21 protein-coding genes and 1 pseudogene are annotated in these 26,096 nt (G+C 71.6%); 4 read left to right on the forward strand and 18 right to left on the reverse strand.

Translation table 11 applies throughout. The features are described 5' to 3' along the window. Window positions 1-21: 21 nt before the first annotated feature. Complete coding sequence (locus ACFXJ5_RS22290; RefSeq protein WP_384633624.1) at window positions 22-639, forward strand: DUF4291 domain-containing protein; 618 nt, start codon at window positions 22-24, stop codon at window positions 637-639. 79 nt (window positions 640-718) lie between these two features. On the opposite strand, the gene ACFXJ5_RS22295 is transcribed toward ACFXJ5_RS22290, so the two are convergent. Together ACFXJ5_RS22295 and ACFXJ5_RS22300 are read right to left on the reverse strand one after the other, a co-directional pair. Beyond that, window positions 719-1,237, reverse strand: coding sequence for a DUF402 domain-containing protein (locus ACFXJ5_RS22295; RefSeq protein WP_384633626.1), 519 nt, complete (start codon window positions 1,235-1,237; stop codon window positions 719-721). Beyond that, the gene (locus tag ACFXJ5_RS22300) at window positions 1,224-2,732 is read right to left on the reverse strand and encodes an MFS transporter (protein ID WP_384633629.1); all 1,509 of its coding nucleotides are present in this window, start codon (window positions 2,730-2,732) and stop codon (window positions 1,224-1,226) included. The genes ACFXJ5_RS22295 and ACFXJ5_RS22300 overlap by 14 nt, the downstream gene beginning before the upstream one ends. 235 nt (window positions 2,733-2,967) lie before the next feature. Between ACFXJ5_RS22300 and ACFXJ5_RS22305 the strand changes: the two genes are divergently transcribed. Continuing rightward, window positions 2,968-3,891, forward strand: a complete 924-nt coding sequence (locus ACFXJ5_RS22305) for a GNAT family N-acetyltransferase (RefSeq protein ID WP_384633632.1) — start codon at window positions 2,968-2,970, stop codon at window positions 3,889-3,891. Between the two features lie 110 nt (window positions 3,892-4,001). On the opposite strand, the gene ACFXJ5_RS22310 is transcribed toward ACFXJ5_RS22305, so the two are convergent. From ACFXJ5_RS22310 to ACFXJ5_RS22335, 6 genes are all read right to left on the reverse strand, one after another. Beyond that, window positions 4,002-4,958, reverse strand: coding sequence for an ornithine cyclodeaminase family protein (locus ACFXJ5_RS22310; RefSeq protein ID WP_384633634.1), 957 nt, complete (start codon window positions 4,956-4,958; stop codon window positions 4,002-4,004). Window positions 4,959-5,211: 253 nt separating this feature from the next. Next, window positions 5,212-6,552 (reverse strand): M14 family metallopeptidase, encoded by a 1,341-nt coding sequence (locus tag ACFXJ5_RS22315; protein ID WP_384633637.1) that lies wholly within the window; start codon window positions 6,550-6,552, stop codon window positions 5,212-5,214. Window positions 6,553-6,670: 118 nt separating this feature from the next. Then, window positions 6,671-6,895, reverse strand: coding sequence for a ferredoxin (locus tag ACFXJ5_RS22320; RefSeq protein ID WP_384633640.1), 225 nt, complete (start codon window positions 6,893-6,895; stop codon window positions 6,671-6,673). Window positions 6,896-6,897: 2 nt separating this feature from the next. Beyond that, window positions 6,898-8,178: an NADH-ubiquinone oxidoreductase-F iron-sulfur binding region domain-containing protein gene (locus ACFXJ5_RS22325; RefSeq protein ID WP_384633643.1), complete on the reverse strand. Its 1,281-nt coding sequence runs from the start codon at window positions 8,176-8,178 to the stop codon at window positions 6,898-6,900. A 3-nt stretch (window positions 8,179-8,181) separates the two neighbouring features. Then, window positions 8,182-8,808, reverse strand: a complete 627-nt coding sequence (locus tag ACFXJ5_RS22330; RefSeq protein WP_384633646.1) for a ferric reductase-like transmembrane domain-containing protein — start codon at window positions 8,806-8,808, stop codon at window positions 8,182-8,184. Then, window positions 8,805-9,758, reverse strand: coding sequence for an FAD:protein FMN transferase (locus ACFXJ5_RS22335; protein ID WP_384633649.1), 954 nt, complete (start codon window positions 9,756-9,758; stop codon window positions 8,805-8,807). The genes ACFXJ5_RS22330 and ACFXJ5_RS22335 overlap by 4 nt, the downstream gene beginning before the upstream one ends. A gap of 21 nt (window positions 9,759-9,779) precedes the next feature. On the opposite strand from ACFXJ5_RS22335, the gene ACFXJ5_RS22340 reads away from it, so the two are divergent. Then, a complete protein-coding gene (locus ACFXJ5_RS22340; RefSeq protein WP_384633652.1) occupies window positions 9,780-10,133 on the forward strand; it encodes a hypothetical protein in 354 nt (117 codons plus the stop codon). A gap of 50 nt (window positions 10,134-10,183) precedes the next feature. Here the strand turns inward: ACFXJ5_RS22340 and fxsT are convergent, their stop codons facing one another. The 4 genes from fxsT to ACFXJ5_RS22360 are packed head-to-tail and all read right to left on the reverse strand — an operon-like array spanning window position 10,184 to window position 16,958. Continuing rightward, entirely contained in the window at window positions 10,184-14,053 is a 3,870-nt protein-coding gene (fxsT, locus tag ACFXJ5_RS22345; RefSeq protein ID WP_384633655.1) for an FxSxx-COOH system tetratricopeptide repeat protein, read from the reverse strand. Continuing rightward, window positions 14,037-15,314 (reverse strand): TIR-like protein FxsC, encoded by a 1,278-nt coding sequence (locus tag ACFXJ5_RS22350; protein WP_384633658.1) that lies wholly within the window; start codon window positions 15,312-15,314, stop codon window positions 14,037-14,039. The genes fxsT and ACFXJ5_RS22350 overlap by 17 nt, the downstream gene beginning before the upstream one ends. A 28-nt stretch (window positions 15,315-15,342) precedes the next feature. After that, window positions 15,343-16,218, reverse strand: a complete 876-nt coding sequence (locus ACFXJ5_RS22355; protein WP_384633661.1) for a macro domain-containing protein — start codon at window positions 16,216-16,218, stop codon at window positions 15,343-15,345. Continuing rightward, the gene (locus tag ACFXJ5_RS22360; RefSeq protein WP_384633664.1) at window positions 16,215-16,958 is read right to left on the reverse strand and encodes a hypothetical protein; all 744 of its coding nucleotides are present in this window, start codon (window positions 16,956-16,958) and stop codon (window positions 16,215-16,217) included. The genes ACFXJ5_RS22355 and ACFXJ5_RS22360 overlap by 4 nt, the downstream gene beginning before the upstream one ends. A 147-nt stretch (window positions 16,959-17,105) precedes the next feature. On the opposite strand from ACFXJ5_RS22360, the pseudogene ACFXJ5_RS22365 reads away from it, so the two are divergent. After that, window positions 17,106-18,110, forward strand: a pseudogene (locus tag ACFXJ5_RS22365) (KGGVGR-motif variant AAA ATPase); the annotation flags it as partial. Between the two features lie 84 nt (window positions 18,111-18,194). On the opposite strand, the gene ACFXJ5_RS22370 reads toward ACFXJ5_RS22365, so the two are convergent. The 6 genes from ACFXJ5_RS22370 to ACFXJ5_RS22395 are packed head-to-tail and all read right to left on the reverse strand — an operon-like array spanning window position 18,195 to window position 26,049. Then, window positions 18,195-18,830 (reverse strand): TetR/AcrR family transcriptional regulator, encoded by a 636-nt coding sequence (locus ACFXJ5_RS22370; RefSeq protein ID WP_384633666.1) that lies wholly within the window; start codon window positions 18,828-18,830, stop codon window positions 18,195-18,197. Beyond that, a complete protein-coding gene (locus ACFXJ5_RS22375) occupies window positions 18,818-19,555 on the reverse strand; it encodes an enoyl-CoA hydratase family protein (RefSeq protein ID WP_384633669.1) in 738 nt (245 codons plus the stop codon). Before ACFXJ5_RS22375 ends, ACFXJ5_RS22370 begins: the two co-directional genes overlap by 13 nt. Next, window positions 19,552-21,144: a 4-coumarate--CoA ligase family protein gene (locus tag ACFXJ5_RS22380; RefSeq protein WP_384633672.1), complete on the reverse strand. Its 1,593-nt coding sequence runs from the start codon at window positions 21,142-21,144 to the stop codon at window positions 19,552-19,554. Before ACFXJ5_RS22380 ends, ACFXJ5_RS22375 begins: the two co-directional genes overlap by 4 nt. A gap of 56 nt (window positions 21,145-21,200) precedes the next feature. Then, the gene (locus tag ACFXJ5_RS22385; protein WP_384633675.1) at window positions 21,201-22,349 is read right to left on the reverse strand and encodes an acyl-CoA dehydrogenase family protein; all 1,149 of its coding nucleotides are present in this window, start codon (window positions 22,347-22,349) and stop codon (window positions 21,201-21,203) included. Next, the gene (locus ACFXJ5_RS22390; protein ID WP_384633677.1) at window positions 22,346-24,292 is read right to left on the reverse strand and encodes an ATP-binding protein; all 1,947 of its coding nucleotides are present in this window, start codon (window positions 24,290-24,292) and stop codon (window positions 22,346-22,348) included. Before ACFXJ5_RS22390 ends, ACFXJ5_RS22385 begins: the two co-directional genes overlap by 4 nt. 56 nt (window positions 24,293-24,348) lie before the next feature. After that, window positions 24,349-26,049, reverse strand: a complete 1,701-nt coding sequence (locus ACFXJ5_RS22395) for an acyl-CoA carboxylase subunit beta (protein ID WP_384633679.1) — start codon at window positions 26,047-26,049, stop codon at window positions 24,349-24,351. Window positions 26,050-26,096 lie beyond the last annotated feature (47 nt).

The raw sequence follows: 26,096 nt of genomic DNA on the forward strand, positions 1-26,096 counted from the left end.
TGATCCCGCGATCATGTGCGCATGGAAAACGTCCCCTACCGGCAGATCAGAGCCGCCCACACCGCACGGACAGTGACGGTCTATCAGGCCTACCGCCCCGACATCGGGGAGTACGCGGCGCTGCACGGCCGCTTCCCCGAGACGTGGAGCAGGTCGCGGATGACCTGGATCAAGCCCTCGTTCCTGTGGATGATGTACCGCTGCGGCTGGGCCCGCAAGGAAGGCCAGGAGCGCGTCCTCGCCCTGGACATCAGCCGCGAAGGCTTCGACTGGGCTCTGGCCCACGCCTGCCTGTCCCACCACGACCCCGCGCTCCACGCCGACCGCGACGCGTGGGCCGCGCGGCTGCGCGAGTCGCCCGTACGCATCCAGTGGGACCCCGAGCGCGATCTCGGCCTGCGGCCCCTGCCCCACCGCTCGCTCCAGGTCGGCCTGTCCGGCCGCGCGGCCCGGCTCTACGCCGACGAATGGCTGGTCGCCGTCCGCGACGTCACCGACCTCGCCCACCGCACACACGACCTCCTGCGCGCCGGCGACCGGGACGCGGCCGCCGCGCTGCTCCCGCCGGAGGCGCCCTACCCGCTCGACGGCGCGGTCGCCGCCGCGATCGGCGCGGACGCCCGCATCGCCCGATCCTGACAAGGGGCAGACCTGCGCCGTCGCGTGGCGCCCGCCCATGTCGGTGGGTGCGGTTGCGGCCGGGGCCCGGGGAGGGGCACTAGTACCGCAGCAGCGGGCCGAACGCGTCGCGCCGGGCGAGGCCTTCGAGTTCGTCGAGGGCGTGGCGGGCGTGGCCGGCGGCGGTGGGGTCACGGGTGTCGAGGCCGCCGGCGAGGAACTCGTCCTCGTCGAGGCGCAGGACGGTGGAGCGGTCGGCGGAGAGCCAGAGGTCGAGGTCGAGGTCCTCGACGACGAGGGAGCCGGGGGTGTCGACGACGGCGGGGCGGGCGACGTCGCAGTACCAGCCCTTGAGGGTGCCGTCGGCGGCGCGGACCTCCTTGACCGAGTACCAGCGGTCGCGCCAGTAGTGCTCGGTGAAGAGGTCGCCGGTCTCGAAGCGTACGAATCCGAAGTCGCGGCTCGCCGCGCCGGCCCAGGGGGCGCGTACGACCGCGTGGTTGCCGTCGTCGTGGAGGGCGACGGCGGGGTAGCGGACGTCCGGGCGGGGGTGCTTGACGAGGCGGACGGCGACGGGGCTGCCGGGGGTGAGCGTGGCAGCCGTATCAGTGGCGTTCATGCGGTCTAGCCTCACGCACGGCCGGGCCCGTGGCCACCGAATTGCCGGCCGGTGCCGGGGCCGGCGCGCGCCCGGCCAGCAGGGAGACCAGGGCGGCGACGGCGCTGAGGCCGGCGCAGGTGAGGGCGGCGTGCCAGTAGGCGACCGGGGCGGCGGGGGCGACCGTGGCGGAGCCGCGGAGGTAGATGCCGGAGATGGCGGACACGCAGATGGCGGCGGATATGCGCTGGGACATCTGGAGGATGCCGCCCGCGACACCGGCCGCCTCAGGTGGGGCGTGGCGCAGGACGAGGGCCTGGTTGGGGGAGATGACGAGACCGTAGGCGGCCCCGGAGCAGAGCTGGACGAGGCCGAGCAGCCAAGGCAGCGCGGACGCGGAGGCGTGCAGGGCGGTGAGGCCGCCGGCCACCAGGCACAGCGTGCCGGCGGCGAGCCCGACGGTCACCGCGTGCCGCCCGAAACGCCGCATGACGCGCCAGGCCAGCGCCGAAGTGGCGCCCATGGCAAGGGCGTTGGGGAGACTGACGGCGGCGGCCGTCATGGCGGACAGACCGAGGCCGTCCTGGAGGAACATCGCCAGTACGAGCGAGCTCGCCATCCCCGCGCCGAACTGCGCCATCGCCACGACCGTGCCCAGCACGTACGGCGCCGAGCGCGGCAGCGCCGGATGCACCAGCGGATGGCGCCCCGCGCGGGCGTAGTGCCGCTGCCAGACGGCGAACAGTCCCGCCAGCGCGCACGCCCCGCCCGCCAGGCCGAGCTTCAGGCCGCCCGGCGCCGAGGACAGGACGAACGGCAGCATCACCAGCAACGTCATCGCACCGACCAGCACCAGGCCGACCAGGTCCAGGTCGGCGTGCGCGGCGCGGGTCCGGGCGGCGGGCAGGTGGCGCGCGGCGAGCAGCAGCGTCAGCAGCCCGAAGGGTGCGTTGAGGAGGAAGGCGAGCCGCCAGCCCAGCCCGGGGCCGGCGGCGGCGATCAGCGCCCCGCCCAGCGGTGGCCCCAGGGCGGTCGCGATGCCGGCCGTCACGGCGTACATGCCCAGCGCCCGGGTGCGCAGCTGGCCGGTGAAGGTGTCCTGAAGGGTGCCGATCACCTGGGAGTTGACCAGCCCGGCGCCCGCGCCCTGCAACAGCCGCGCGGCGATCAGTACCCACGGGTGCGCCGCGCTGCCCGCCACCGCGCCGATCGCCACGAAGGTCGCGAGCCCGGCCAGGAAGAAGGGCTTGCGGCCGCGTACGTCACCGAGCCGCCCGCCCGGGATGAGGGCGAGGCCGAAGGCCAGCGAGTAACCGGCCACGATCCACTGCACCTCGGTCGGTCCGGCGTGCAGCGAGTCGCGCAGCGCCGGGACCGTGATGTTGAGCACCGACTGGTCGAGGAGCGTCGTGAAGCCCGCCGCCACGCACACCGCGAGCACCCGCCTGCCGTGAGCGTCGAATCCCGTGCCACCGCTCACGGCAGCACTACGGGCGGCGCTCTCCGGTATTCCCATGAACGGGACGGTATCCCACATCCGGGACGAACAGACAGGGGGCGAACAGACAGGGGACGAACAGACAGGGTCTCGACACGGTCTCCACCATGCTCCCCGACCTGGCCTCACCCACGTCCTGAGGAAAACGTCCTGAGAAACGTCCTGAGGAAAACGTCCTGAGGAAACGCCCTGAGAAAACGTCCTGAGAAAAACAGGAGGCGATCCGCAACTCCGCCGCATAGGGTCGCCGGTCATGACCGTGACTGTGCGCGAATTCCAGCCGACCGACGCCGAGGCCGTCTCCGGGCTTGTCCGGGCCGCCCTGCCCTACATGGGCGCCAACACCCCGGAGGTCATCGCCTGGAACGTCGCCCGCGCCCCCGCAGCGCAGCGCCACCGGCTCCTTGTCGCCGAGTTGGACGGCCGGGTCGTCGGCTGCGGCCGCACCGGGCTCTTCCACGACAGCAGCGAGCCCGGCCTGGCGTACGTCAATGTCAACGTCCACCCCCAGGCCCGCCGCCGAGGCGTCGGCAGCGCCCTGCTGACGGCCGGCGAGAGCTACGTCGCCGGGCTCGGCGCCACCACCGCGTACGTCTGGGCCCTGGAGGACGACGGCTCGGTCGCCTTCGGCGAGAAGCGCGGCTACCGCGCCGGCAGCTCCTCCGCCTTCCAGCGCCTGGACCTCGCCGCCGGCCCGCTGCCCGAACCCCGGCCCCTCCCGCCCGGCGTCGAACTGCGCACCGCCGCCGACTTCGTCGACGACCCCCGGCCGCTCTACGAGGTGGACGCCCAATCCATCGAGGACGAGCCCAACGACGTCCCCACGGGCGCCCCCGCCTACGAGATGTGGCTCGGCAACGAGTGGTCGCGCCCCGAGCTGGACCGCGATCTCACCACCGCCGTCCTTGTCGACGGCGTGGTCGCCACCCTCTGCACCGCTCACACCGACGGCGGCACCCGCTACTTCTCCGCCGGCACCGGCACCCGCCGTTCCTACCGCGGCCGCGGCCTCGCCAAGCTGGCCAAGCTCGACTCCCTGCGCCGCGCCCGCGTCGCCGGCTACACCGAGGCCTTCACCGGCAACGACCTCGGCAACGGCCCGATGCTCGCCGTCAACAAGTGGTTCGGCTACCAGCCGTGCGCGACGGAGCGGCGCATGAGTCGCGAACTGGGCTGACCGCGGGGCTGACCAAGCCCGACCGGGTTACTCGGCACAACCAATCGCGTACGGCCTGGCCGACGGCTTCGCCTTCCCGGGGCACGGTCGTGCCGCGGTACGGCTGCCCGTCACGGGTGCGGCCGGGGGCTGAGGGCCGCGCGCTCATGGATCACCGCGGCCGTGACCAGGTCCTCCCAGGCCATGCCGACGCTCTTGAACAGCCGGGGCCGGCCCTCGGGAACGGCGACCCGACCGCGCACCAGCTCGGCGAGTGTGGCCAGCCGTGAGGCGTCGAAGGCACCGGTGGCCACCGCCTGGATGACGTCGCCCGCCTCCCGCAGGGCCGCCGACCGGGCCTCCACCACGACGGTGCCCGCCCGCCGGACCACCTGGTCGTCGACCTCCCGCGCGCCGGGTTCGTGGGAGCCGACGGCGACCACCGTGGCGTGCGGCGGCAGCAGGGCGCCGTCGAAGAGCGGCGCGCGGGCCGAGGTGCAGCAGCAGACGAGGTCGGCGGCGGCGACCCCCTCCGGGGTCGCCGACGCGGCCGAGAGCCCGCCGGCCTCGCAGGCGGCGGCGAAACCGGCGATGCGCCCGGGGTCCCGCCCGACGATGTCGACGTGCTCGACCGGGCGCACGGCCCGCATCGCCTCCACGTGGCCCCAGGCCTGCGGTCCGGTGCCGAAGACCACCAACCGCCGCGCCTCTGGGACCGCCAGATGCCGTACGGCCAGGGCGGAGACGGCGGGCGTGCGCAGCGAGGTGAGCGCGATGCCGTCCAGCAGGGCGAGCGGGCCCAGCGTGGCGCCGTCGAACAGGACGTAGACGCCCTGGATGCGGGGCAGGCCGCGCCCGGGGTTGTCCGGCGCGACGGTGGCGAGCTTGACCCCCGCGTACGAGACCGAGGCCGAGGGCATCAGCAGGACCTGGCCCCCGGGCGCGCCCGGGGCGGGGCAGGCGGTGCGGGGCGGGTCGGCCTCGGGGTCGAGGCCGGCGAGGAGGGCGGCTTCGAGGGCGTCGACGGCGGCGTCCATCGGGAGCAGGCGGGCGATGGTGTCGGCGTCGATCTCCGTCAGGTGCGGCATAGCGGCACGCTAACCGAGCGGGGGGCCGGCGGCCCGCCGGCCCCCCCCCCCAAATCGCCCGGCCCCCCACCTCAGGTGCCGTAGGTCGCCTACGTTCCCGTTGGGCGGGACCTGCAGGCGGCGGTAGCCAAGGGGAGCACGGGGGCGTGGGTGTGGGCGTCTATCTCCGTCCGGGGCGGCATCGCGCCACGAAACCCGCGGGGGGGCCGCCGGGCCGCCCGCCCCCCGCCACGAAAGCGCCGGACCGACGACGTCAGGAGCAGTAGGTCGCTTCCTTGCCGATGGCGCGGTACATGCAGTCGGCGTTCTCCAGGAGCAGCAGGGCGGCTTCCCGGTTGCGGCTGGTCTGCGCGCTGATCACCTCGTCGGGCGGGTAGAAGCCCGAGGACCCGTTGGAGGTCGGGTACATCTCGAAGGTATAGGCGAAGACCTTCTGGCTGCCCCACAGCCAGTCGTCGATCGACCCGTCGGTGATGTAGAGGTCGCTGGACTGCTCGGGCGTGTAGCCGTTGGTGGCGGCCATGGTCCGGCCGAAGGTGGCGAAGGTGTTGTACTGGTCGGCCGTCATCCCGGTGGTGGTGTTGGTGGTGGTGTAGCCGAAGGGCCACAGCACCAGTTCGCTGTAGGTGTGCCAGTCGATGGCGGCCTTGATCTGCTGGGTGCCGCCGACCACCCGGCCGCGTACGAAGTTGGCGACGACCTTGACCTCGGTGGCCGACTCGGCGGCGGAGCCGCGGTAGGTCAGGCTGGAGGTGGAGCCGGAAGAGCCGCCGCAGCAGCCCCAGTTGTAGGCCCAGTTGCGGTTGAGGTCGGTGCCGACGTACGAGGAGCCGGAATTGGGCTGGCGGTTCTTGCGCCAGCTGCGGTAGGCGCCGGTGGCGATGTCGTACTCGCCGCCGTCCGGGTTGAGGTCCGGGATGATCCAGATCTCGCGGCTGTTGACGATGCCGGCGATCCGGCTGTCGGAGGAGTAGTTGTCCCCGAACTGGTGCAGCAGGTAGAGCGCCATCTCGACGGTCAGGTGCTCGCGGGCGTGCTGGTGGTGGGTGAACAGCACTTCGGGCTCGGCCTCGTCGGTGCCGACGTTGTCGCTGATCTTGACGGCGACGATGTTGCGGCCCTCGTAGGACGTGCCGATCACCTGCTGGGACATGATGGCGGGGTGCGCGGCGACCAGGGAGTTGATCTCCGAGGTCATCTCCGCGTAGTTGTGGTAGCCGGAGTCGGCGCTCGGGAAGTCCTGGATCGTGACGGTGTCGTCGGTGCCCTGGGCGTCGGGCTGTTCCAGGACGGCGAGCCGGTAGCCGAGTGCCCTGACCTTGCGGGCCTGGGCTGCGGTCGCGGTGATGACGACGGTGTGCTCCAGTACCGCGTCGAGGGACGCGCCGGTGGCGGTGAGCCGGTTGCGGTCGGCGTAGGTGCGGGGTCCGGCGACCTCGTACTGCTGGACGGACTCGTCGGCGGGGGCGGCCGTGGACCGGTCGCCGACTGCCGGGGGAGATGCGTCGGCCTGCACGGCGAGCGAGCCGGCCAGGGCGAGAGCGAGCAGGGCGGCGGTGGCCGTTGCCCGTCTACCGGATCGGGGGAACCTCATGAACGTCCTCCTGGATGTGGGGGATGCGCAGGAGTGCGGTGTGCGGAGTGCGTTCACGATGCTCTTTGCAATGACATGGGCGCGTCAATGCCACCCTGTGGTAATGGCTTGAACCTCCCTATGAACTCGCTGTGTTGGCGACCGCGTTCAGTTTCAGCGCGAGCACCGGGCAGTCCGCCGCCGCCCGGCGGGCCCGCTTGACCGCCGTACGGTGGACGGGCGTGCCGTCCAGCAGCGGATAGCCCCACTCGTCCAGCGTGATGTGCTCGGGCAGCAGCTCCGCGCACAGGCCGTGACCCTGGCAGGCGGTCCAGTCGACCCCCACCGATATCTGCTGATCCATCGTCAGTTCCTCTCCGGCAGCGGCAACAACGGCGTGTGGTCGGTCGCGCGGCAGAAACCCGCGGCATGCGCGTCGGCCTCACCGGCGAAGGCGGTCAGGGCGCTGCGCACGAGCCGTACGGTGCCGTCCGGATGGTGGCAGGCCCCCCGGCCCTCGACCAGCCCGGCCCAGCGCGCGATGTCCTCCCGCACACCGGCCGGAGCACCGGGCCGCGCCAGCTCGGTGAACGCGGCGGCCATCCGCGGCAACCCGTTCAGGCACGGCCCGCACTGGCCCGCCGACTGCAGGGCGAGATAACGCAGTACGCGGGCGGTCTCGACCAGCCCGCACCGGTCGGCCGGCAGCGCCGCGAGCACTCCGGCGCCCGGGGCCGCGCCGTACGGTGCCAGATCGGCGTCGGACAGCCGCAGCCCCACGGCATGGGCGGCCGGGATCCACGCTCCGTGGTAGCCGCCGACCAGCACCGCCTGCACCGGATCGCCCTGCCCGAGCATCAGCAGCCTCCACAGCGGCGCGCCCAAGGGAGCCTCCACCACCTCGGGCCGGCGGTCCGCGATGTGCACGGTGCAGAGCATGCTGCCCGGCTCGTCCGCCGTACCGACCGAGCGGAACCAGGCGGCGCCGTACCGGGCGATCAGCGCCAGATGGGCCAGCGTCTCCACGTTCTGGACCAGCGTCGGCGCCCGGCCCACCCCGCGCTCGCGCACCGGCGGCTGAGGGTACCGGGGGAGCGCCGCACGGCCCGACAGATGCTCCGCCAGCGCCGAGGACTCCCCGGACAGGAACCGGCGCGGGACCTCGGTGAGCCCCACGGTCAGCCGGTCGAGCCCGGCGCGGGCCCGCTTGGCCAGGGCGCTCTGCAGGGCGGCCGCAAGGCCCGTACCGGCCTCGACCGCGAGGTACGCCTCCTGCGCGCCGACCGCCGCCGCCGCCAACTGCAGCCCGTCCAGCACCAGATGCGGGGCCCGCAGCAGCAGCGTCTTGTCCTTCGCACTGGCCGGCTCGCCCTCCGCGCCGTTGGCGACCACGACCGGCTTCCGCCCGGTACGCCGCCCCGCCTCCGCGACATAGGCCAGCTTGCGGTGCACCGGGAAGCCCGCGCCGCCGTAGCCCCGGAGCCCGGCATCGGCCAGCAGCCGGACCAGGTGCCCGGCGGCCGGGTACGGCGGGGCGCCGTGCATCGCCACATGCGAGGCGAGGTTGTCGCTTCCGTACAGCGGCATCAGCCGGGGCGGCGCCGCCGTGGTGGTCGTGGTCGTCGTGGTGGTCGTCGTCGTGCTCATCGGTCAGACTCCGATCGGAAGGGAGGGCTCACGGGAGGAGTCACGGGGAGACTCACCGAAGGAGTCACGGCGAGACCCATGGGAAGACCCGAGGATGTCGGCGGGCCGGTCCCGCCGGGGCGCCAGCACCGTACGCAGCACCAGCCCGACCGCCACCGCGGCGACGCAGCCGGCGGTGAGCCAGAGCATCCAGCCCGAGGCGAGATCCGTGCCGATGCCCAGACCATGGACGACCGCCACCGGCCAGGAGGCATACGCCAGCCAGTGCACCGCCCGCCAGACGCGATGCCCCAGCCGGGCCCGCAGCAGGCTGGTGACGACCACCGCCAGCAGCAGGTCGAAGGCCACCGTGCCCAGGCCCAGCCACAGCGGGGCGTAGCTGCCCACGAAGGGCACCAGCACATCGGTCAGGCTGATGGACACATAACTGTCGGCCACCGCCGAGGCGATGTGCCCCCCGAGGAAGACCATCGCGACCAGCGACACACCGCGGTGCAACGCCACCGTGCCGAAGCGCGGCAGACCCGGGAAACGCGTCCGCAGATGCACCGCCACCCCGAGCAGCACCACAGCGGTGAAGAGGACCAGGCAGACGACACCGGTCGCGCGATTGACATACCAGAGCGTCATGCCGCCACCCCCGTCGCCACGTCCCGGGGCCAGCCGGGCGTCGTGCGTATCGTGCCGTCGGTCGCCACCAGCCGGGCCGGCAGCCGCAGTTCGCTCAGCCACTCATAGGCCCTCGCGCCGCGCAGCATCGCCGCCGTGCTCGCTGTGTTGGCGTCGGTGCACGTGCCCGCCGCGACCGTGACCGTACGCCACGGGGTCTGCGCCGGCAGGCCGGTACGCGGGTCCACGATGTGGTGCAGCTCCTGCCCGCCGCGCCGCCAACGGCGGGCCGACGTCCCCGAGGTCGCGAGGCCGCCGCCCTGGATCGCCACCGTCGTGTGCGACCCGACCGGGGCTTCGTCCGGGTGACCGGTGACGTCCTGCACCCGTATGAGCCAGCCTCCGGCCGGTGCCCGGCCCGCCACCGCGGTGTCCCCGCCCAGGCTCACCAGCACGCCGCACCCCGAGGCCGCCGCGAGCATCGCCGCCGCCCGGTCCGCCGCCCACGCCTTCGCCGTCGCGCCCAGGTCGAGCCGCGTCCCGGCCGGCATGGTCACCGTCCCGTACTCCCGGTCCAGTTGCACCGTCCGCCACCCCGGCACCGGCCGCACCTCCAGCCGCACCGGCTCGCCGTCCCGCTCGACCAGCTCGAACTCCCGGTCGTAGCCGATCGCGGCCATCGCCGACCCGACCGTCGGGTCCACATCCCCGCCGGTCAGCTTCGCCGCCCGCAGCGCCACCGCCAGCGCCTCGTTCAGCAGCGGACTCAACGGCACCGGCCGCCCGTCCGCCCCGTCCAGCGCCACCAGCTCCGAGTCCTCCCGGAAGCGACTGCACGCCTCGTCCACCTCGGCCAGATCCAGCTCCAGCAGATACCGGCACGCGTCCAGGTGGTCCTCGTCGGTCACCACCAGCCGCACCTGACAGCCCAACGCCCGGAAGTCCGCCGACGCGAGATTCGTCTCACGCATCACGAGCTCCCCGAAGTCGAGTTGCCGGACGAACCCTGCGCGGCCGAGGTCGGGCTGTCCGTCGGCGCCTGCAGCGTCGAGGACGAACTCGAACTGCTCGAACTGCTGCTGGAACTGCTCGAGCTGCTCGAACTCGTCCCGCTGCTGCTGGAACCGCTCGCCGAGACCGCCTTGTCCGGCATCACACCGACCAGCGCGAACGTCCCGCACAGCGCCGCCAGCGCCACGCCCGCCGTCACCATTCCCGTACGTGCCGAGCCTCTGCGGACAGTGTCCGCGGCCCCTCCAGACCCCCATGACATGGCGGCTGCTCCCTTCCCTGCTCACATTTCCCTCTATGAGCAACCTTCAGGGAGGCGACTGAAAAACCTATGAGCCGCCAGTGATGCCCCAGTGAGCTTTCCGGGCCGCGGTCTTAAGAGTCGCTATGAGGGGAGAAGCGGTTCGAGATCCCGGTCGATGCGCTCCCATTGCCGGGCCGCGAGAGTCCACGCGTGGCCCTCCCCCAGCTGGCGCGCGAACTCACCGGTTGCTCTGTCCCGCAGACGCAGTGCCTCCTGCTCGCGATCGAGCGAGCGCAGGGTTACCGCCAGACAGGCTTCGGCGATCACCGTGTCCGGGTGGGTGGGGCCCAGCACGTTGCGATAGGCCTTGGCGCAGGACTGCGCAAGCTCCTCCACCGTGCCGAACTGGTCGAGGTCGGCAAGCACGTTGGCCAGCGTCACCTTGGAGCACAGCGTGTACGGATGGCTGTCGCCCAGGCACTTCGCGAACGCCTGCACCGTCCGGGTGGCGATTTTCAGCGCTTCGGACAGTTCGCCGGCGCCGCGCAGGCAGACGGCCAGGTTGTGGTCGCACACCAGGGCGTCCGGATGCCCGGTCCCGCAGACCTGTGCGAAGCGGCGCCGCAGTTGTCGGCTGATGGTGCTCGCGGCGGCCATGTCGCCGGCTTCCGCGAGCAGGGCCGCGAGGTTGACCTCGCAGGCCAGCGTGTCAGGGCTGTCCGGCCGCTGCATGGCCCGGTACCGCTCGTCGGCGGCCGAGGCCAGCGAGTCAGCCTCGTCCTGCTGTCCGATGCGCCGCAGGGACACCGACAGGCTTACCGCGGCCCGCAGTTCGCCGGGGGAGCCCTGGCCGTCCAGGGTCGCCAGGGCGGATCGCAGTACCGGCACCGACCCGGCGTACTCACCGGCTTCTCGTAGATCACGGGCGAGCCCGAGAGCCGAGACGAGCGAGGAGCGGTGGCGCTGGCCCAGCACTTCGCGCTGAAGCTGCCAGGTGGCCCGGCCCAGTTCCCGCGAGGCCGCGTAGTCCCCAGCCAGACGAAGTGACGTGGCCAGAGCCCCGGCGGCGCCCAGTGCGCGAGGATGCTCCTCCCCGAACGCCTCCCGGAAGCCTGCCGCCGCCTCACGGTCCAGCTCCAGGGCCTCGGTGAACCGGCCCAGCGGCCGCAGATCCGCGGCCAGGCCCTCGGCGGTCATCAGGATGTGCGGATGCCCTGGTGGCAGCAGTTCCCGCTGGCCTCGCAGCGTGGCCCTGTCCAGGTCGCGCGCCTCGTCGTACCGGCCCAGGTCGCGCAGTACGGCTGCCAGATGGTGACGCAGCAGCAGCACGTGGCGGTCGGCGCCGCTCTCACTGTCCGCGGCCCACAGCCGGTCGAGCCGCCGGCCCAGCGTGAGTGCCTGCTCCACCAGACCGCGCTGCGCCGTGCAGCGCAGCCGCTCGATGAGCGCGGCTCGGGTCTCGTCGTCCCGGCAGGACTCGGCCCGGGCGTGATCCATGTGAGGCCACAGCCGTTCGAAGGCATCGTCGTACGGGTCCTCGGTGTCCTCGCGCCGTGGGCTCGCCGCACTCAGGATGCGGTGCACCTCGTGCTGGGCCTTGTCTCCCTCGTCCCCGGCGCACCGTGCGCGGGTCAGGGACTGCACCACCCGGTGGACCCGCAGGGTGTGTGCCGCCTGGTCGACCTCGGCGAGGCCGAGCCGGCTGAGTTCCCGTACGACCTGGACCAGCAGCAACGGCTCGCGCAGTGTGTCGTCGTGGGCCCGCAGGATGTGCAGGGTCGTGTCGTTGTGCACCAGCCCGAGCGGTACCGGCAGGGGCGCCAGGTGGCTGCAGAGCACCAGCAGCCGCAGTGCTGCCGGGGCCCTGGCAGCCAGGCTCGCCAGCGCCACTCGGGTGCTGGCCAGGACCGCCGGGTGCGGAAGGTCGCCGGACAGTCCGGCCGGCGGAGGTCCATCCTGCGCGGTGAGTTCGCGCCGATATCCCTCGACCGAGGGGGTCTGCGCCAGCCAGGCCCCCGCCTGCGCGATCGCAAGCGGCAGGTCCTGAAGCGCGTCCGCGACCAAATCGGCGTCCTCGATGCTGATCGCCGGGGCACGCCTACGCAGCAGTTCGACGCTCTGGTCCCTGCTGAAGGCATCGACTTCCACGACCTCCACGCTGTCCATCTCCTCGGTCCAGCCGGAATCGCGAGAGGTGACCAGCACATGACCGGGGCCGTCGGAAGGCACCAGGCCGGAGAGCTCCGCCGGGTCGCCGATGTTGTCGAACACCAGTAGCCACCGTCCGTGCGGGGTGCCCCGGCCGAGGCAGTCCAGGGCAAGGCGGGCCGATTGGGGCACCCCGCCGCCGGTCGGCAGACCCAGCTGTTCCGCGAGCCGGGCAAGCGACGTCAGGGCGGCGTCCCGCGTGTCCGCACGGATCCACCAGACCAGGTCGTAGTCGGCCTGGAAGCGATGGGCGTACTCGACGGCCAACTGGGTGCGGCCGCAGCCGCTCAGCCGGCCATGCGGCAGGATCGCGGCCCTGCGGCTCACGTTCAATGTGGCATGCAGTTGGTCGAGCAGCCGGTCCCGTCCCACGAACAGCGGGTTGCGCGGCGGAGCGTCCCAGACGGATGGGACGTTGTTGGGAAATCTCGGCCGGCCGGCCCCCGGGGACCGCTCGGTCGCTTCCGCGGAGTGATCCAGACCGCGCAGCAGAGCCTCGGCGGCCTGCATCTCGTCCAGGGACGTCAGGTCGACGGGGGCGTAGTGGGTGAACGGAGCCGTGAGAGTGATCTGTTCGATGCGAACCGGGACCAGCTTCGGTGGCGAGTCCGGGCGCACGGTGCTGATGGAGTCCCACAGGGTGCGCGACTGCGGTGAGCGCAGGAAGGACGAGGACAGCAACGCCACGGTCCGGGGCGACACGCCCGGCCGGGTGGCGGGGTCCGCGCCAGCGGCGGGAGTGAGCACCTGGAATCCGGAACGGGTGAGGATCCAGCTGACCCAATCCGCCCACATCCTGTCCTGCGGGACGTACGACAGCACCAGCGGAGTCGCCACGGGGGACATGGGCCGGACGAACGAACCGAGGTGGCGCCTGCGGAGATCGTCGTCAAGCGGTGGGAAATGTCCTACCCGGCCGTCGGTGATCCCGGAGGTGAGCCGTTCGAAGGCCGCGAGCAGGGTGTCACCGCCCTCCGGCCGGTCCCCGAAGATGGCCAGCGTCTCCTCGTAGGTGTAGTCCGGGTGGTGGGGGATCTCCATGCCCGCCCAGTAACGGGCCGGAAGTTCCGGGAAGGAGGCTCTGACCAGTTCTCTGGCGGCGGTGAGCCGGCTGTCCTGGCCGCCGTTGACCCGCATGGCGACGGGCAGGATCCTGACCGCGCGCGGGTAGGTGTCCCGCGCGATCGAACGCGCCATGCCGGCGGCGCCCTCGATGCTCTGCGAGCTCATGGTGAAGCAGTTCACCAGGACGTCCGGCAGGTCCAGCGTGCACAGCGCGACCAGATCGCTCACCCCGGCGCGGCTGTCGATGAAGGTGTAGTCGTAGTGCGTCTTCATGTCGTGGCGCAGCGCGTCGAGAAACCGCTCGCTCTTGAACTGCTCGGTGAACTCCCTCCAGCTGAAGTCCATCAGATTGGTGACGTACTCCCCGTCCTGCCGGCCGGCGGACAGGTAGTCGAGTGTGCCGCCGCCGGGGAAGGCCCAGTTGAGCGACACCGCGTGCGGCAGCACCCGGGCGTGGTGTTGCCGCAGGTCGGTCTCGGACTGGGTGCTGTTTCGCCAGTCGGCGACGTAGTCCGCAAAGAGGTTGAGCACGCCCGTGGTGGCCGTGACGGTGGTCGACGGAAGGAACGGGTGGAAGTAGCGGTGGAGCCCCGGGGCCTCGATGTCCCAGTCCGATGCCAGGACGCGGTAGCCGTTGGAGGCCAGGATCCAGGCGACGTTCGCCATGGCCATGGTGCGCCCTGTGCCGCCCTTCTGCGAGTAGAAGGTGACGATGTGTCCGTTACGGCCGCTGGTCATCGGTCGCCTCCTCCCCGGGGAGGGACGCGACCGGGCCGGTCAGTCTGGGCCGTTCCATCGCGGGTCCACGGGGCGGGTGGGCGACCGCGTTCCGGGTGAACTGCGCGGTGGCCCGCTGGATCACTGCCGGGAGGACATCGACGAAGGCCTCCAGCGTGGGTACCCCGCCCGTCGCCGCACGGGAGACACTGCGGCCTCTCTGGACGACGCGGGGCAGGGTTTTCTCCACATCCGACGGGGCGGGCGCCTCCAGGGACAGGTTGTCGGGGTCGTCGCTCTTCCACGGCACGATCACGCTGACCCACGGCCGGGCCGCCACATCCACCTGCGCGAGCAGCTCTCGCCGTCGCGGGTCGTTCAGGGCCCAGCGGTCGAGCAGCATCAGCGTGGGGGCGTCCGGCGGGTCCCCGGCGATCAGCTCGTCGGCCGCCTCCTCGAAGGAGACGGTGCTGGTCAGGTAGTCCAGACCGCGCATGTGGTTCGCGGTGACCTCGGCCAACGGCGGCTCGGAGGCGGGACGATAGGGGTTCCAGTCGAGGCTGGACTCTCCATAGCAGCGCCCGGAATGTCCTTCCGGCAGCTCGTCCCGGGTCGGGGCGACCACCACGATGCGCAGCCGGCGTGAGCCGGACCGGGGACCGAAGGCATTGGGAACCTCGCTGTACTTGAGCGGGCGTCCCTCCGCGGTGGGCCCGCTCGTCGCGGTGCGCACGATGGCCCTGGCGAGCTGGTACACGGCAATTTCGTATTCCCGCCGGAATATGCTCAGCTTCATCAGACCGTATAGGCCGTTGGCGGCGTATTCCGTGCCGAACTCATCGGGAACGGCGGGGAGGTGCCGGGCCGGATCCGGAAGGCTCTCCGGCAGCACGGGAATCCACAGGGCGGGCACGATGGCCTGGCTGTTGCTCTGCGCGTACCGGCTCTCCAGGGCGCGTCGTGAAAAGGCGTACCACTCCCGGCCGCACACCTCGCTCTGGAAGTAGCGCGGAGAGAAGAGCGGAACGAAAACGCGGCAGGTCGCCAGCGCTTCCGACAGACGTTGGCTCCAGTTCTCGCCGGTCCTGAGCATGTCGCGGTCCATGAAGCCGACCGGCGAGCCGGCCGGATGGTCCGTCAGGCTCATCACGTGCTCACATAGGTCCTGGTACAGCCGGACCACCCACATGTCCGGGTCGCTGGCCTTCGAGACGTCGAAGCGCGGGGTGTGCGCGTAGCTCAGAAAGAAGTACGGTGAGTGCTCGCCCGAATCCCGGTGCACACGCAGCCCTCCCAACAGGCGCTCTCCATCACAGAGTCCGCAGGAACGCGGCCAGTTCCAGCATGTCGATGCGGCAATAGTCCTTGGGATGGACCACGATCGTCAGGTGGTTGCACACGATCGCCTCCCGTGACCTGGCCACGAACGACAGCAGGATCAGCTTGATCAGACCACCGTGGTCCATGCTGTCGACCCGGGCAAGGTCCGAGCCGAGGATCGGCATGGCCAGGGCCTCCCGGCGGCCGTACAGGTGCACCGCGGCCCACAGTTCACCCAGGCCGCGCCACAGCTGGTCCACCCCTGAACTCACTGTCAGGTCGTTCTGCATGGTGCTGTACGCCGGGAGGAAGTATCTGCGCTCGGGCGCGCCGATGACGGCGACCGTGCCGATCGGATAACGGGCCAGTTTCCCGGCCCGCTTCGCCGAAGGCTCCTCGACGCCGACCGGGACCGTCCCGGCCAGGGCTGCGGTGAGTTCGGCGTTCAGGCGCGGAACGTCGCCTCCGTACACCCGGTGCAGGAACTGGCCCTGCACGCTGCGGCGGACGATCAGCAGATCGTCCTGTGTGTCGGTGTCGAACACGTCGTTGCAGCCGATGACGAGATGCGACGGCTGGTCGAAGAGGTCGCCGACCTCGACGCTCACCGCGAAGCCGGGGTTGTGGAACTCGCGGCTGATGCTGTTGCGCGGCCAGGCGCGTAATGTCCCGCCGACCAGAACGAGTCCGGTGATTACCACGAGCGTCGTTCCCCGGGGCAGGGAGCTGTCCGGCCAGAATGTGAGATACAGCTGGGCGATGCCGGACAGCAGACCGAACTGGACGGCGCAGTCTCGGGCCAGCGCGGACAACCCGTGACGGGTGCCGTAGAGCGTGCGGAGCCGGTGGCGCGTCGCCGGGCTCACTCCTCCTCGCCCTCGTCCGGGTCGTCGTCCCGTGGCGGCGGGTGGGGGGAGTGGGGGGAGGACTCGTCGTAGATCCCGGTGAACCGTGGCCGGCGCCTGGGCGGACTGGCCTGGCCGTTACGCAACGCGTCGACCGCGCGTTCGAGGTCGGTGATCCTGCTGATCTGCTCCTTGACCAGGGAGTTGAGCTCCTCCAGGATCTCTTCGGTCGTTCTGTGCGGGGGAACCTGCTGCGTGGCCTCCTCCGTGAGATCGATCGCGTCGAGCCCTTCCTTCAGCTCCGGCCAGACCTTCCGGAAGAGATTCTCGATTCGCCCTTCGTCGCTGACGGGTTCGCACAGATCGTTGATCGCCTTGACCATGAGCAGCACATCGGCCTCCTCGTGGGCCAACGTCACCTGGAACTGCCGCAAGGGGCTGTTGGCCTGCTCCAGATCCTGGTGCGTGCCTTCGAGGAGAAACGGGATGACCCGGCCGGCTCTTTCGTCCACCTGCTTCGACAGGGCGCCGGACTCGAAGTTGATCCAGGGCGCCTGGAGGTTCGCCAAGGTGATGCAGGCGATCCCGAAGTACGATCCGTCGAGCTGCTCGGCGATCTCCGGCAGGCCGCGGGCGCCTTTCCTGATGCTTGCCGACGAGACGAAGGGGACGATGGCGGGGCTGAAGTAGCGCAGCCAGGGGGCCAGGAGTTCCGCGCACCGCTTCGACGGCGGACCGGACCAGCTCAGAAAGATCTTCAATATTCCCCCACGGTCTCCGCTAACGCGAGGGTAGCCCGGAGCCGGGCCAACAGCTCCTGGAACGAGGCAAAAGAGCGGCGCCAGCGGCTAGTCTGAAGGGTCCGGGCGACCGTATGGGCTCCGACAGCGGCAATGGCGGGGGCGTCGATGACCGAAGACCGTGACGGCCGGATCGTCACCTTCTATTCGTACAAGGGCGGGACGGGCCGCACGATGGCCCTGGCCAACACCGCGTGGATCCTGGCGGCCAACGGCATGCGCGTGCTCGTTGTCGACTGGGATCTGGAAGCCCCGGGACTGCACCGGTTCTTCCACCCTTTTCTCGACGTGTCCACCCTCAGCGCCACCACCGGTGTCGTCGACATGATCACCGATTACACATGGGCCGCCCTCGACGGGCAGGCGCACCGAGCGGACGACTGGCATCTCGCCTACGCACGGATCCTGCCGCACGCTGTATCCCTCGACTGGCCGTTCCCCGTGGGCGGCACGCTTGACATGGTCTCCGCCGGTCGGCAGAACCGCGAATACTCCGCCACCGTCAGCAACCTGGACTGGGACAACCTCTACGACCGCCTCGGCGGCGGCCCGTTCTTCGACGCCTTGCGCGATGACATGCGACGGCACTACGACTACGTACTCATCGACAGCCGCACCGGTCTCAGCGACATTGCCGACATCTGCACCGTCCACCTGCCCGACGTGCTGGTGGACTGTTTCACCCTCAGCGACCAGAGCATCGAGGGTGCCGCCGCCGTCGCAAAAGATATCGAGAGTCGCTACGGCGGGCGGGGAATCCGGATCCTGCCTGTTCCCATGCGCATCGACCTGGGAGAGCTGGAAAAGGCTGAGGCGGGCCGATCCCTGGCCCGGTCCAGGTTCGAGGGACTGCCGAGAGGAATGACGGCCGATCAACTCAATGTTTACTGGGGCTCGGTGGAGATCCCGTACCGGCCCTTCTACGCGTACGAGGAGACCCTGGCCGTCTTCGGCGACTCGCCAGGCATCCCCACGTCGATGCTCAGCGCCTTCGAACGGCTCACCGCCGCGATCTCCGATGATGAGGTGATCTCCCTGCCGCCGATGGAAGAAGGGCTGCGCCGCCGCTGGCTGCACGCCTTCGGCCGACGTTCGCTCGCCGTCCGCGCCGACGGGCAGTGACTGCGGAGCGTGAGCAACCGGCCCTCCAGCCGCTCAGCTCGCGCCGTGCCTGCCAGGTGGTGTGCTCGCGCGCCCCTAGCGCGTGCCGTCGGTGTGGAGCGCTGCGTCCAGCACGCCGTCCAGGACCCTGGACCACTCGCGTACGACGCCGGCCCGGCGGGCGCTGTCGTCGCTGAGGAGGTTGGCGAGGCCGAGGCCGCGGACCAGGTCGAGGGTGGCCTGGACGGTTTCGCGGACGCCGGGGAGGGATTCGTCGGCGTCGAGGAGTTCGGCGGCGAGGCGGTGGGCCTCGCGGCCGAGGCGGGATTCGAGAGCGGTGACGCGGGGGCGCAGGGGCGGTTCGTTGGCTGCGGCGACCCAGAGGTGGAGGGCGGCGCGGAAGAGGGGGCCGGTGTAGAGGTCGGCGAGGAGTTCGACGACGGCCAGGGTGCGGGGGGCGCCGGCACTGTGCAGGGCGTGGGAGCGGTCGTCGCGGAGGGCGCGGACCCATTCCTCGGCGACGTGCTCGATGGCGGCGGTGAACAGGTCCTCGCGGGTGGGGAAGTGATGCTGGGCCGCGCCCCGGGTCACCCCCGCCCGTTCGGCGACGACGGTGACGGTGCTGCCGGCCCAGCCGTGCTCGGCGAGGCAGGCCACGGCGGCTTCGAGGAGGCGGCGGCGGGTGGCGCGGCTGCGGTCCTGCTGGGGCCGGCGCGAGGTCACAGCGCCCATGGCGGGTCCCGGCGTTCGAGGAGGGACCGTACGCCCGTCGCCGCCTCGGCCGAGGCGAAGAGGCGGGCGGACTGCTCGACGGCCGCGTCGGTGTCGCGTATGAAGGCCCGCAACACCGCTGCGGTCGTGAGCCGCTTGGACTCGGCCAGCCCCTGCGGCGACGCGGCACGCAGGCCGTCCAGGATGGCCGGGAGCGCGTCGTCCGGGGCGGTCACCAGGCCGGTCCGGACGGCCTCGGCGGGCCCGAAGGTCTCGCCGGTGAGGAAGTAGCGGTCGGCGGCGCGCGGGTCGAGGCGGGGGAGTACGGCCAGCGAGATCACGGCGGGGGCGAGGCCGAGGCGGGCCTCGGTGAAGGCGAAGGTGGCGTCCGGCCCGGCGACGGCCAGGTCGCAGGCGGCGAGCAGGCCGAGGCCGCCGGCCCGCACATGGCCGGTGGTGTGGGCGACGACGGGCTTGGGCAACTCCACGATCGCCCGCAGCAGTTCGGCCAGCAGCCGCGGCCCGGACGGCGAGCCCGCCTCGTTCAGATCCGCCCCCGCGGAGAAGGTGCCGCCGGTGTGGGTGAGGAGTACCGCCCGCACCTCCGGGTCCTTCGCGGCGTGCGCCAGCTCCTCGGACAGCTCGGCGACCAGCCGGGCGGACAGCGCGTTGCGGTTGTGCGGGGAGTCGAGGGTGAGGGTGGTGATGCCCCGGTCGTGTGCGTGCCGTATGAGTGTCGGTGTCATCGGGCGGTGTTGCCCCTCTCCCTCTCGCGCAGCTCGCGCCGCAGGATCTTGCCACTGGCGGCGCGCGGGATCGCGTCGGTGAACTCGACGCGGCGCACCTTCTTGTACGGGGCCACCTGCCCGGCGACGTACGCCATGACCTCGTCGGAGGTGAGCGGGCTGCCGGGCCGGGGCTGCGGGACGACGTACGCCTTGGGTATCTCGTTGCCGTCCTCGTCCGGCACGCCGATGACGGCGGCGTCCGCGATGCGTGGGTCGGTGAGCAGAACGGCCTCCAGTTCGGCGGGGGCCACCTGGTAACCCTTGTACTTGATCAGCTCCTTGACGCGGTCGACGACATACAGCCAGCCGCCCGCGTCGACACGTCCCACGTCGCCGGTGTGCACCCAGCCGTCCTCGTCGATCATGGCGTCGGTGTCCTCCGGCCGGCCGAGATAGCCCCTCATGACCTGCGGGCCCCGGATGAGGATCTCGCCGGTGCCGGGCGCGGTCCCCTCCAGCGGCACGATCCGCATCTCGGTGCTGGGGATGAGCCTCCCGACGGTGCCCGGCGGCGGATTCCGGGTGTCCAGCGGGACGACATGGGTGCCCGGCGACAGCTCGGTCATCCCGTACGCCTGGAGGAGCGGCGGCAGTCCGAGCCGTTTGGAGCAGGCCTGCGCCAGCTCGGCGTCGAGCGGTGCGGCGGCGCTGAGCACGTACTCCAGCGAGGTCAGGTCGTGGGCGGCGACCGCCGGGTGCTTGGCGAGCGCCAGGACGATGGGCGGAGCCACGTACAGGCCCTGGACGCGGTGGGTCTCGATGGCGGCGAGGAACTGCTCCAGGTCGAAGCGCGGCAGGACGATGACGGTGGCGCCGTGCCGCAGCGGGCCGTTCATCAGCGCGGTCAGGCCGTAGATGTGGAAGAAGGGCAGCACCGCCAGGATGCGGTGCCCGGGCCGCATGGGCAGCACGGGTTCGAGCTGCGCCAGGTTGGTGGAGATGTTGCGGTGGGTGAGCATCACGCCCTTGGGGACGCCGGTGGTCCCGGAGGAGTACGGCAGCGCGGCCAGGTCCTCCGCCGGGTCGATGGCGACGTCGGGCTCGGGGGCGGTGGAGCCCAGCATGCCGAGCACCGAGCGGTGGCCCTCGGCGCTGTCGCAGACGATGATCTCCCGTACGCCGCCCGCCAGTTCGGCAGCCTCGCGGGCCGTGGCCAGCAGGGGCGACACGGTGACGATCCAGGCGGCCCGCGAGTCGCGCAACTGCTTGGCGAACTCCTCGGCGGTGGCCAGCGGATGCACGGTGGTGACGGCCGCACCGGCCCGCGTGGCGCCGTAGAAGACCGCCGGATAGGCGACCGTGTTGGGGCTGTGGAGAGCAAGGACGTCGCCCTTGCGCAGACCGCCCTCCGCGAGGGCGGCGGCGATGCGCCGGCTGAAGACGTCGAGTTGGGCGTAGGTGACCGTGGTGCCGTCGAGGCCGTCGATCAGGGCCGGGAGGTCGGCGAACTCGGCTGCCCGGCCGAGCACGGCGTCGTGGATGGGGAGGTCGAGGACGGGAACGTCGGGGTAGTCGCTGCGGAAGGTGTCCGTGTGCTGCTGATGCATGGCGCGTGTCCCCTCGGTGCTCGGTACGACTCGGTGCTCTCGGTTCGACTCGGTGCTCAGTACGACTTGGGCAGGCCCAGGGTGTGGTGGGAGATGAAGTTGAGGATCATCTCGCGGCTGACCGGCGCGATCCGGCCGACCCGGGACGCCGCGAGCAGCGACGCGAGCCCGTACTCGGTCGTCAGCCCGTTGCCGCCCAGCGTGTGTACGGCCTGGTCGACCGCCTTGGCCCCGGCCTCGGCGGCGGCGTACTTGGCCATGTTGGCCGCCTCGCCGGCAGCCATGTCCTGCCCGGCGTCGCAGAGGAACGCGGCCTTGCGGAGCATCAGCCGGGCGAGCTCCAGCTCGATGTGCGCCTGGGCGAGGGGGTGGGCGATGGCCTGGTGGGAGCCGATGGGCGCCTTCCAGACCTGGCGGGTGCCGGCGTAGTCGACGGCCGTGGCGAGCGCGAAGCGGCCCATGCCGATGGAGAACGCGGCGGTCATGATGCGCTCCGGGTTGAGCCCGGCGAACAGTTGCAGCAGCCCGCCGTCCTCGTCGCCGACCAGGGCCTCGGCGGGAAGGCGTACGTCATCGAGGAAGAGCTGGAACTGCTTCTCGGGCGCGGCGAGTTCCATCTCGATCCGCCGGTACTCGAAGCCGGGCGTGTCGCGCTCCACGATGAACAGGCAAGGCTTGAGCCTGCCGGTGCGCGCGTCCTCCGTACGCCCCACGATGAGCGTGGCGTCGCAGATGTCCACCCCCGATATGAAGACCTTCCGGCCGGTGAGCAGCCAGTCCGTGCCGTCGCGGCGTGCGGTGGTGGTGATCCGGTGGGAGTTGGAGCCCGCGTCCGGCTCGGTGATGCCGAAGGCCATCCGGGTCGTACCGTCGGCCAGGCCGGGCAGCCAGCGCCGCTTCTGCTCCTCGGTGCCGAAGCGGGCGATGACGGTGCCGCAGATCGCGGGGGAGACCACGAGCAGCAGAAGCGGACAGCCCGCGGCACCCAACTCCTCCAGAACGAGGGACAGTTCGGTGAGCCCGCCGCCCCCGCCCCCGTACTCCTCGGGGAGGTTCACCCCGAGATAACCGAGCGAGCCTGCCTCCCGCCACAGCTTCTCCGAGTCGTAGCCGCGCCCGTGGCGGCGGCCCAACTCGCCGACGGCAGCGCGCAGGGCTCGGTTCTCGTCGCTCTCCAGAAGGGCGGTGTCGAGGCCGGCGGTCATGAGGCGTCCTCTTTCTGTCCAGGGTCCGGTACGAGTTCCGGTGCGAGTTCCTGTACGACGGCGAGTACGGCGCCGACCTCGACCTGCCGGCCGACCTCGGCATGAAGCGCGGTGAGCACCCCGGACGCGGGAGCGGTGACCCGGTGCTCCATCTTCATCGCCTCCAGCCACAGCAGGGGCTGCCCGGCCCCGACCCGGTCCCCGGGCTTCACCTCCGCCAGCCGCACGACCGTGCCCGGCATCGGCGCCAGCAGCGACCCCGGTGCGGCGCGCGCCGCCTCGGGCTCCGGGAAGCGCGGCAGTGCGGTGAGCGCGACGGCCCCCAGCGGCGAGTCCAAATGCACCCTGTCGCCGTACACCGCCACCTCGAACGCCCGCCGGATGCCACCGACTTCGAGCACGGTCCGCCCCCGGGTCGCCGCCAGCAGACGTACGTCCGGGTGGCCCTCGGCGTCCAGGCCGCTCCGGCCGAGCCGATAACGGACCTCGTGCGTCTCCCCGGCGGGCTCGGCGCGGTAGGCCTTGCTCTGCGGCTGGGACGGGACATTGCGCCACCCGCCCAGCGGATGGCGGTCCGAGGCATCGGCCAGGGCGGCCGCCAGGGCCGCGAGGCGTACGGCCTCCGGTGCGGGCGCGGCGGCGGGCGGCAGCCGGGTCAGGAAGGCGGTGGACAGCTCGCCACGTACGAAACCGGGGTCGCGCACGACCCGGACCAGCAGGTCCCGGTTGGTGACCAGGCCGTGGATGTGCGCCCGCTCCAGCGCGCGGGCCAGCACCCGCAACGCCTCGTCGCGGGTGGGCGCGTGCGCGATGACCTTGGCGAGCATCGGGTCGTAGTGCGTGCCGACGCTGTCCCCGTCCTCGTACGCCGCGTCGACGCGCAGGCCGCCCCCTCGCCCGAAGCGCAGCCGGTGCAGGACGCCGGTCTGCGGCTGCCAGTCGCGGGCCGGGTCCTCCGCGTAGAGGCGGGCCTCGACGGCGTGGCCGCTCGGAGCCGGTGGGCTCGCGGGGAGGCCGGCGCCCTCGGCGACGCGGATCTGCAACTCCACCAGATCCAGGCCGGTCACGGCCTCCGTCACCGGATGCTCCACCTGCAGACGGGTGTTCATCTCCAGGAAGTACGCGCGGCCGTCCGGGGCCACCAGGAACTCGACGGTGCCCGCACCGGTGTAGCCGATGGCGCGGGCGGCGGCCTCGGCGGCGGCGTACAGGCTCCCGCGCAGGTCGTCGCCGATACCCGGCGCCGGGGTCTCCTCGATGACCTTCTGGTGGCGGCGCTGGACGGAGCAGTCGCGCTCGCCGAGCGTCCAGACCGTCCCGTGCGCGTCGGCGAGGATCTGTACCTCGATGTGCCGGCCGTGCTCGATGTACGGCTCGACGAAGACCTCGCCGTCACCGAAGGCCGCCGCCGCCTCCGCCCGGGCCGCCGCCAACTCGCCTTCCAAGGAGCCGAGTTCGCGGACCACCCGCATCCCGCGCCCGCCGCCGCCCGCCGCCGCCTTGACCAGCAGCGGGAGGTCCTCCGGGCCTACGTCCGCCACGCCCACGTCCAGGACGGGCACTCCGGCCGCCGCCATCAGCCGCTTGGCGCGGGTCTTGGAGCCCATCGCATCGATGGCCTCCGCGTCGGGGCCGATCCAGGTGAGCCCGGCGGCGGTCACGGCCCGCGCGAAGCCGGCGTTCTCGGACAGGAAGCCATAGCCGGGGTGGACCGCGTCCGCTCCCGCCGCCAGGGCCGCCTTCACGATCAGGTCGGCGCGCAGGTAGGTGTCGGCGGGGGAGTTGCCCGGCAGGCGTACGGCGGCGTCGGCCTCGCGTACATGGGCGGCTTCGGAGTCGGCGTCGGAGAAGACGGCGACCGTCGCGACGCCCAGTTCGCGACACGTACGGAAGACACGGCGGGCGATCTCACCGCGATTGGCCACCAGGACTGAGTGGATCACCGACGGTCATCCCTTCTCGTGCTTGCGTCTTCTGCTTCTTTCACGTGGTGCGTCCCTCACATCCGGAAGATGCCGAAGCCACCGCGTGCCCCCTCGACGGGCGCGCTGTGGACGGCGGACAGGCACAGACCGAGCACGGTGCGGGTGTCGCGCGGGTCGATGACCCCGTCGTCGTACAGCCGTCCGGACAGGAACATCGGCAGCGACTCGGACTCGATCTGCTGCTCGACCATCGCACGCAGCGCGGCGTCGGCCTCCTCGTCGTACGCCTGCCCCCTCGCCTCCGCCGACTGCCGCGCCACGATCGACAGGACCCCGGCCAGCTGCGCCGGGCCCATCACCGCCGACTTGGCGCTCGGCCAGGCGAAGAGGAAGCGCGGCTCGAAGGCCCGGCCGCACATCCCGTAGTGCCCGGCGCCGTAACTCGCGCCCATCAGGACCGAGATGTGCGGGACGCGGGAGTTGGAGACCGCGTTGATCATCATGGCGCCGTGCTTGATGATCCCGGCCTGCTCGTACTCCTTGCCGACCATGTAGCCGGTGGTGTTGTGGAGGAAGAGCAGCGGGATGTCGCGTTGGTTGGCCAGCTGGATGAACTGGGCGGCCTTCTGGGACTCGGCGCTGAACAACACCCCCTGCGCATTGGCCAGGATCCCGACCGGATAGCCGTGGACCTGCGCCCAGCCGGTGGCCAGACTCGGGCCGTACAGCGGCTTGAACTCGTCGAACTCCGAGCCGTCCGTGATCCGCGCGATGACCTCGCGGGGGTCGAAGGGTGTTTTCAGGTCCTCCGGGACGATGCCGAGCAGCTCGTCCTCGTCGTGGAGTGGAGGGTCGTACGAGGCGGCGGGAGCCGGACCCTGCTTCGTCCAGCGAAGGCGGGCGACGACGCGTCGGGCCAGGCGGAGCGCGTCTGGTTCGTCCAGCGCGAAGTAGTCGGCGAGGCCCGAAGTGCGGGCGTGCATGTCGGCGCCGCCGAGCGATTCGTCGTCGCTGATCTCGCCGGTGGCCATCTTGACCAGGGGCGGGCCGCCGAGGAAGACCTTGGAGCGCTCCTTGACCATGATCACGTGGTCGGACATCCCGGGGACGTACGCCCCGCCTGCGGTGGAATTGCCGAAGACGACGGCGACGGTCGGGATCCCGGCCGCCGACAGCCGGGTCAGGTCCCGGAAGAGTGCCCCACCGGGTATGAAGATCTCCTTCTGGCTGGGCAGGTCCGCGCCGCCCGACTCCACGAGGTTGACCAGCGGCAGGCGGTTGGCGAAGGCGATCTCGTTGGCCCGCAGCGCCTTCTTCAGCGTCCACGGATTGCTGGCGCCCCCGCGCACGGTCGGGTCGTTGGCGGTGATCACGCACTCGGTGCCCTCGATGACCCCGATGCCCGTGACCATCGACGCGCCGACCGGATAGTCGCTCCCGTACGCGGCGAGCGGTGAGAGCTCCAGGAAGGGCGTGTCCGGGTCCAGGAGGAGTTCTATCCGCTCCCGGGCGAGCAGCTTGCCGCGGGTGCGGTGGCGTTCGGTGTATTTGGGGCCGCCGCCGGCGATGGCCTTGGCGTGTGCGGATTCGAGCTCGCTGAGGCGAGCTAGCGTGGTGGCCCGGGAAGTGTCGCTCACGTCTTTCCCCTTTTTTGTGGGCTCGGTTCGCCTCCGCTGCGCTGAGTCGCTGTCGACAGTCGATCGTGCTCGCCCGCTCGTTCCTCGCGGACTGCGCGCGTTCTCTCCCCCAGCGCTTCCGCTGGGAGGTGCCCCCATTTCGACAGCGACCGCTCCGCTTCGGCTCACTCGCCCGTGGTCGGGCG

This window comes from Streptomyces sp. NPDC059373 (assembly GCF_042751495.1).
GTDB lineage: Bacteria > Actinomycetota > Actinomycetes > Streptomycetales > Streptomycetaceae > Actinacidiphila.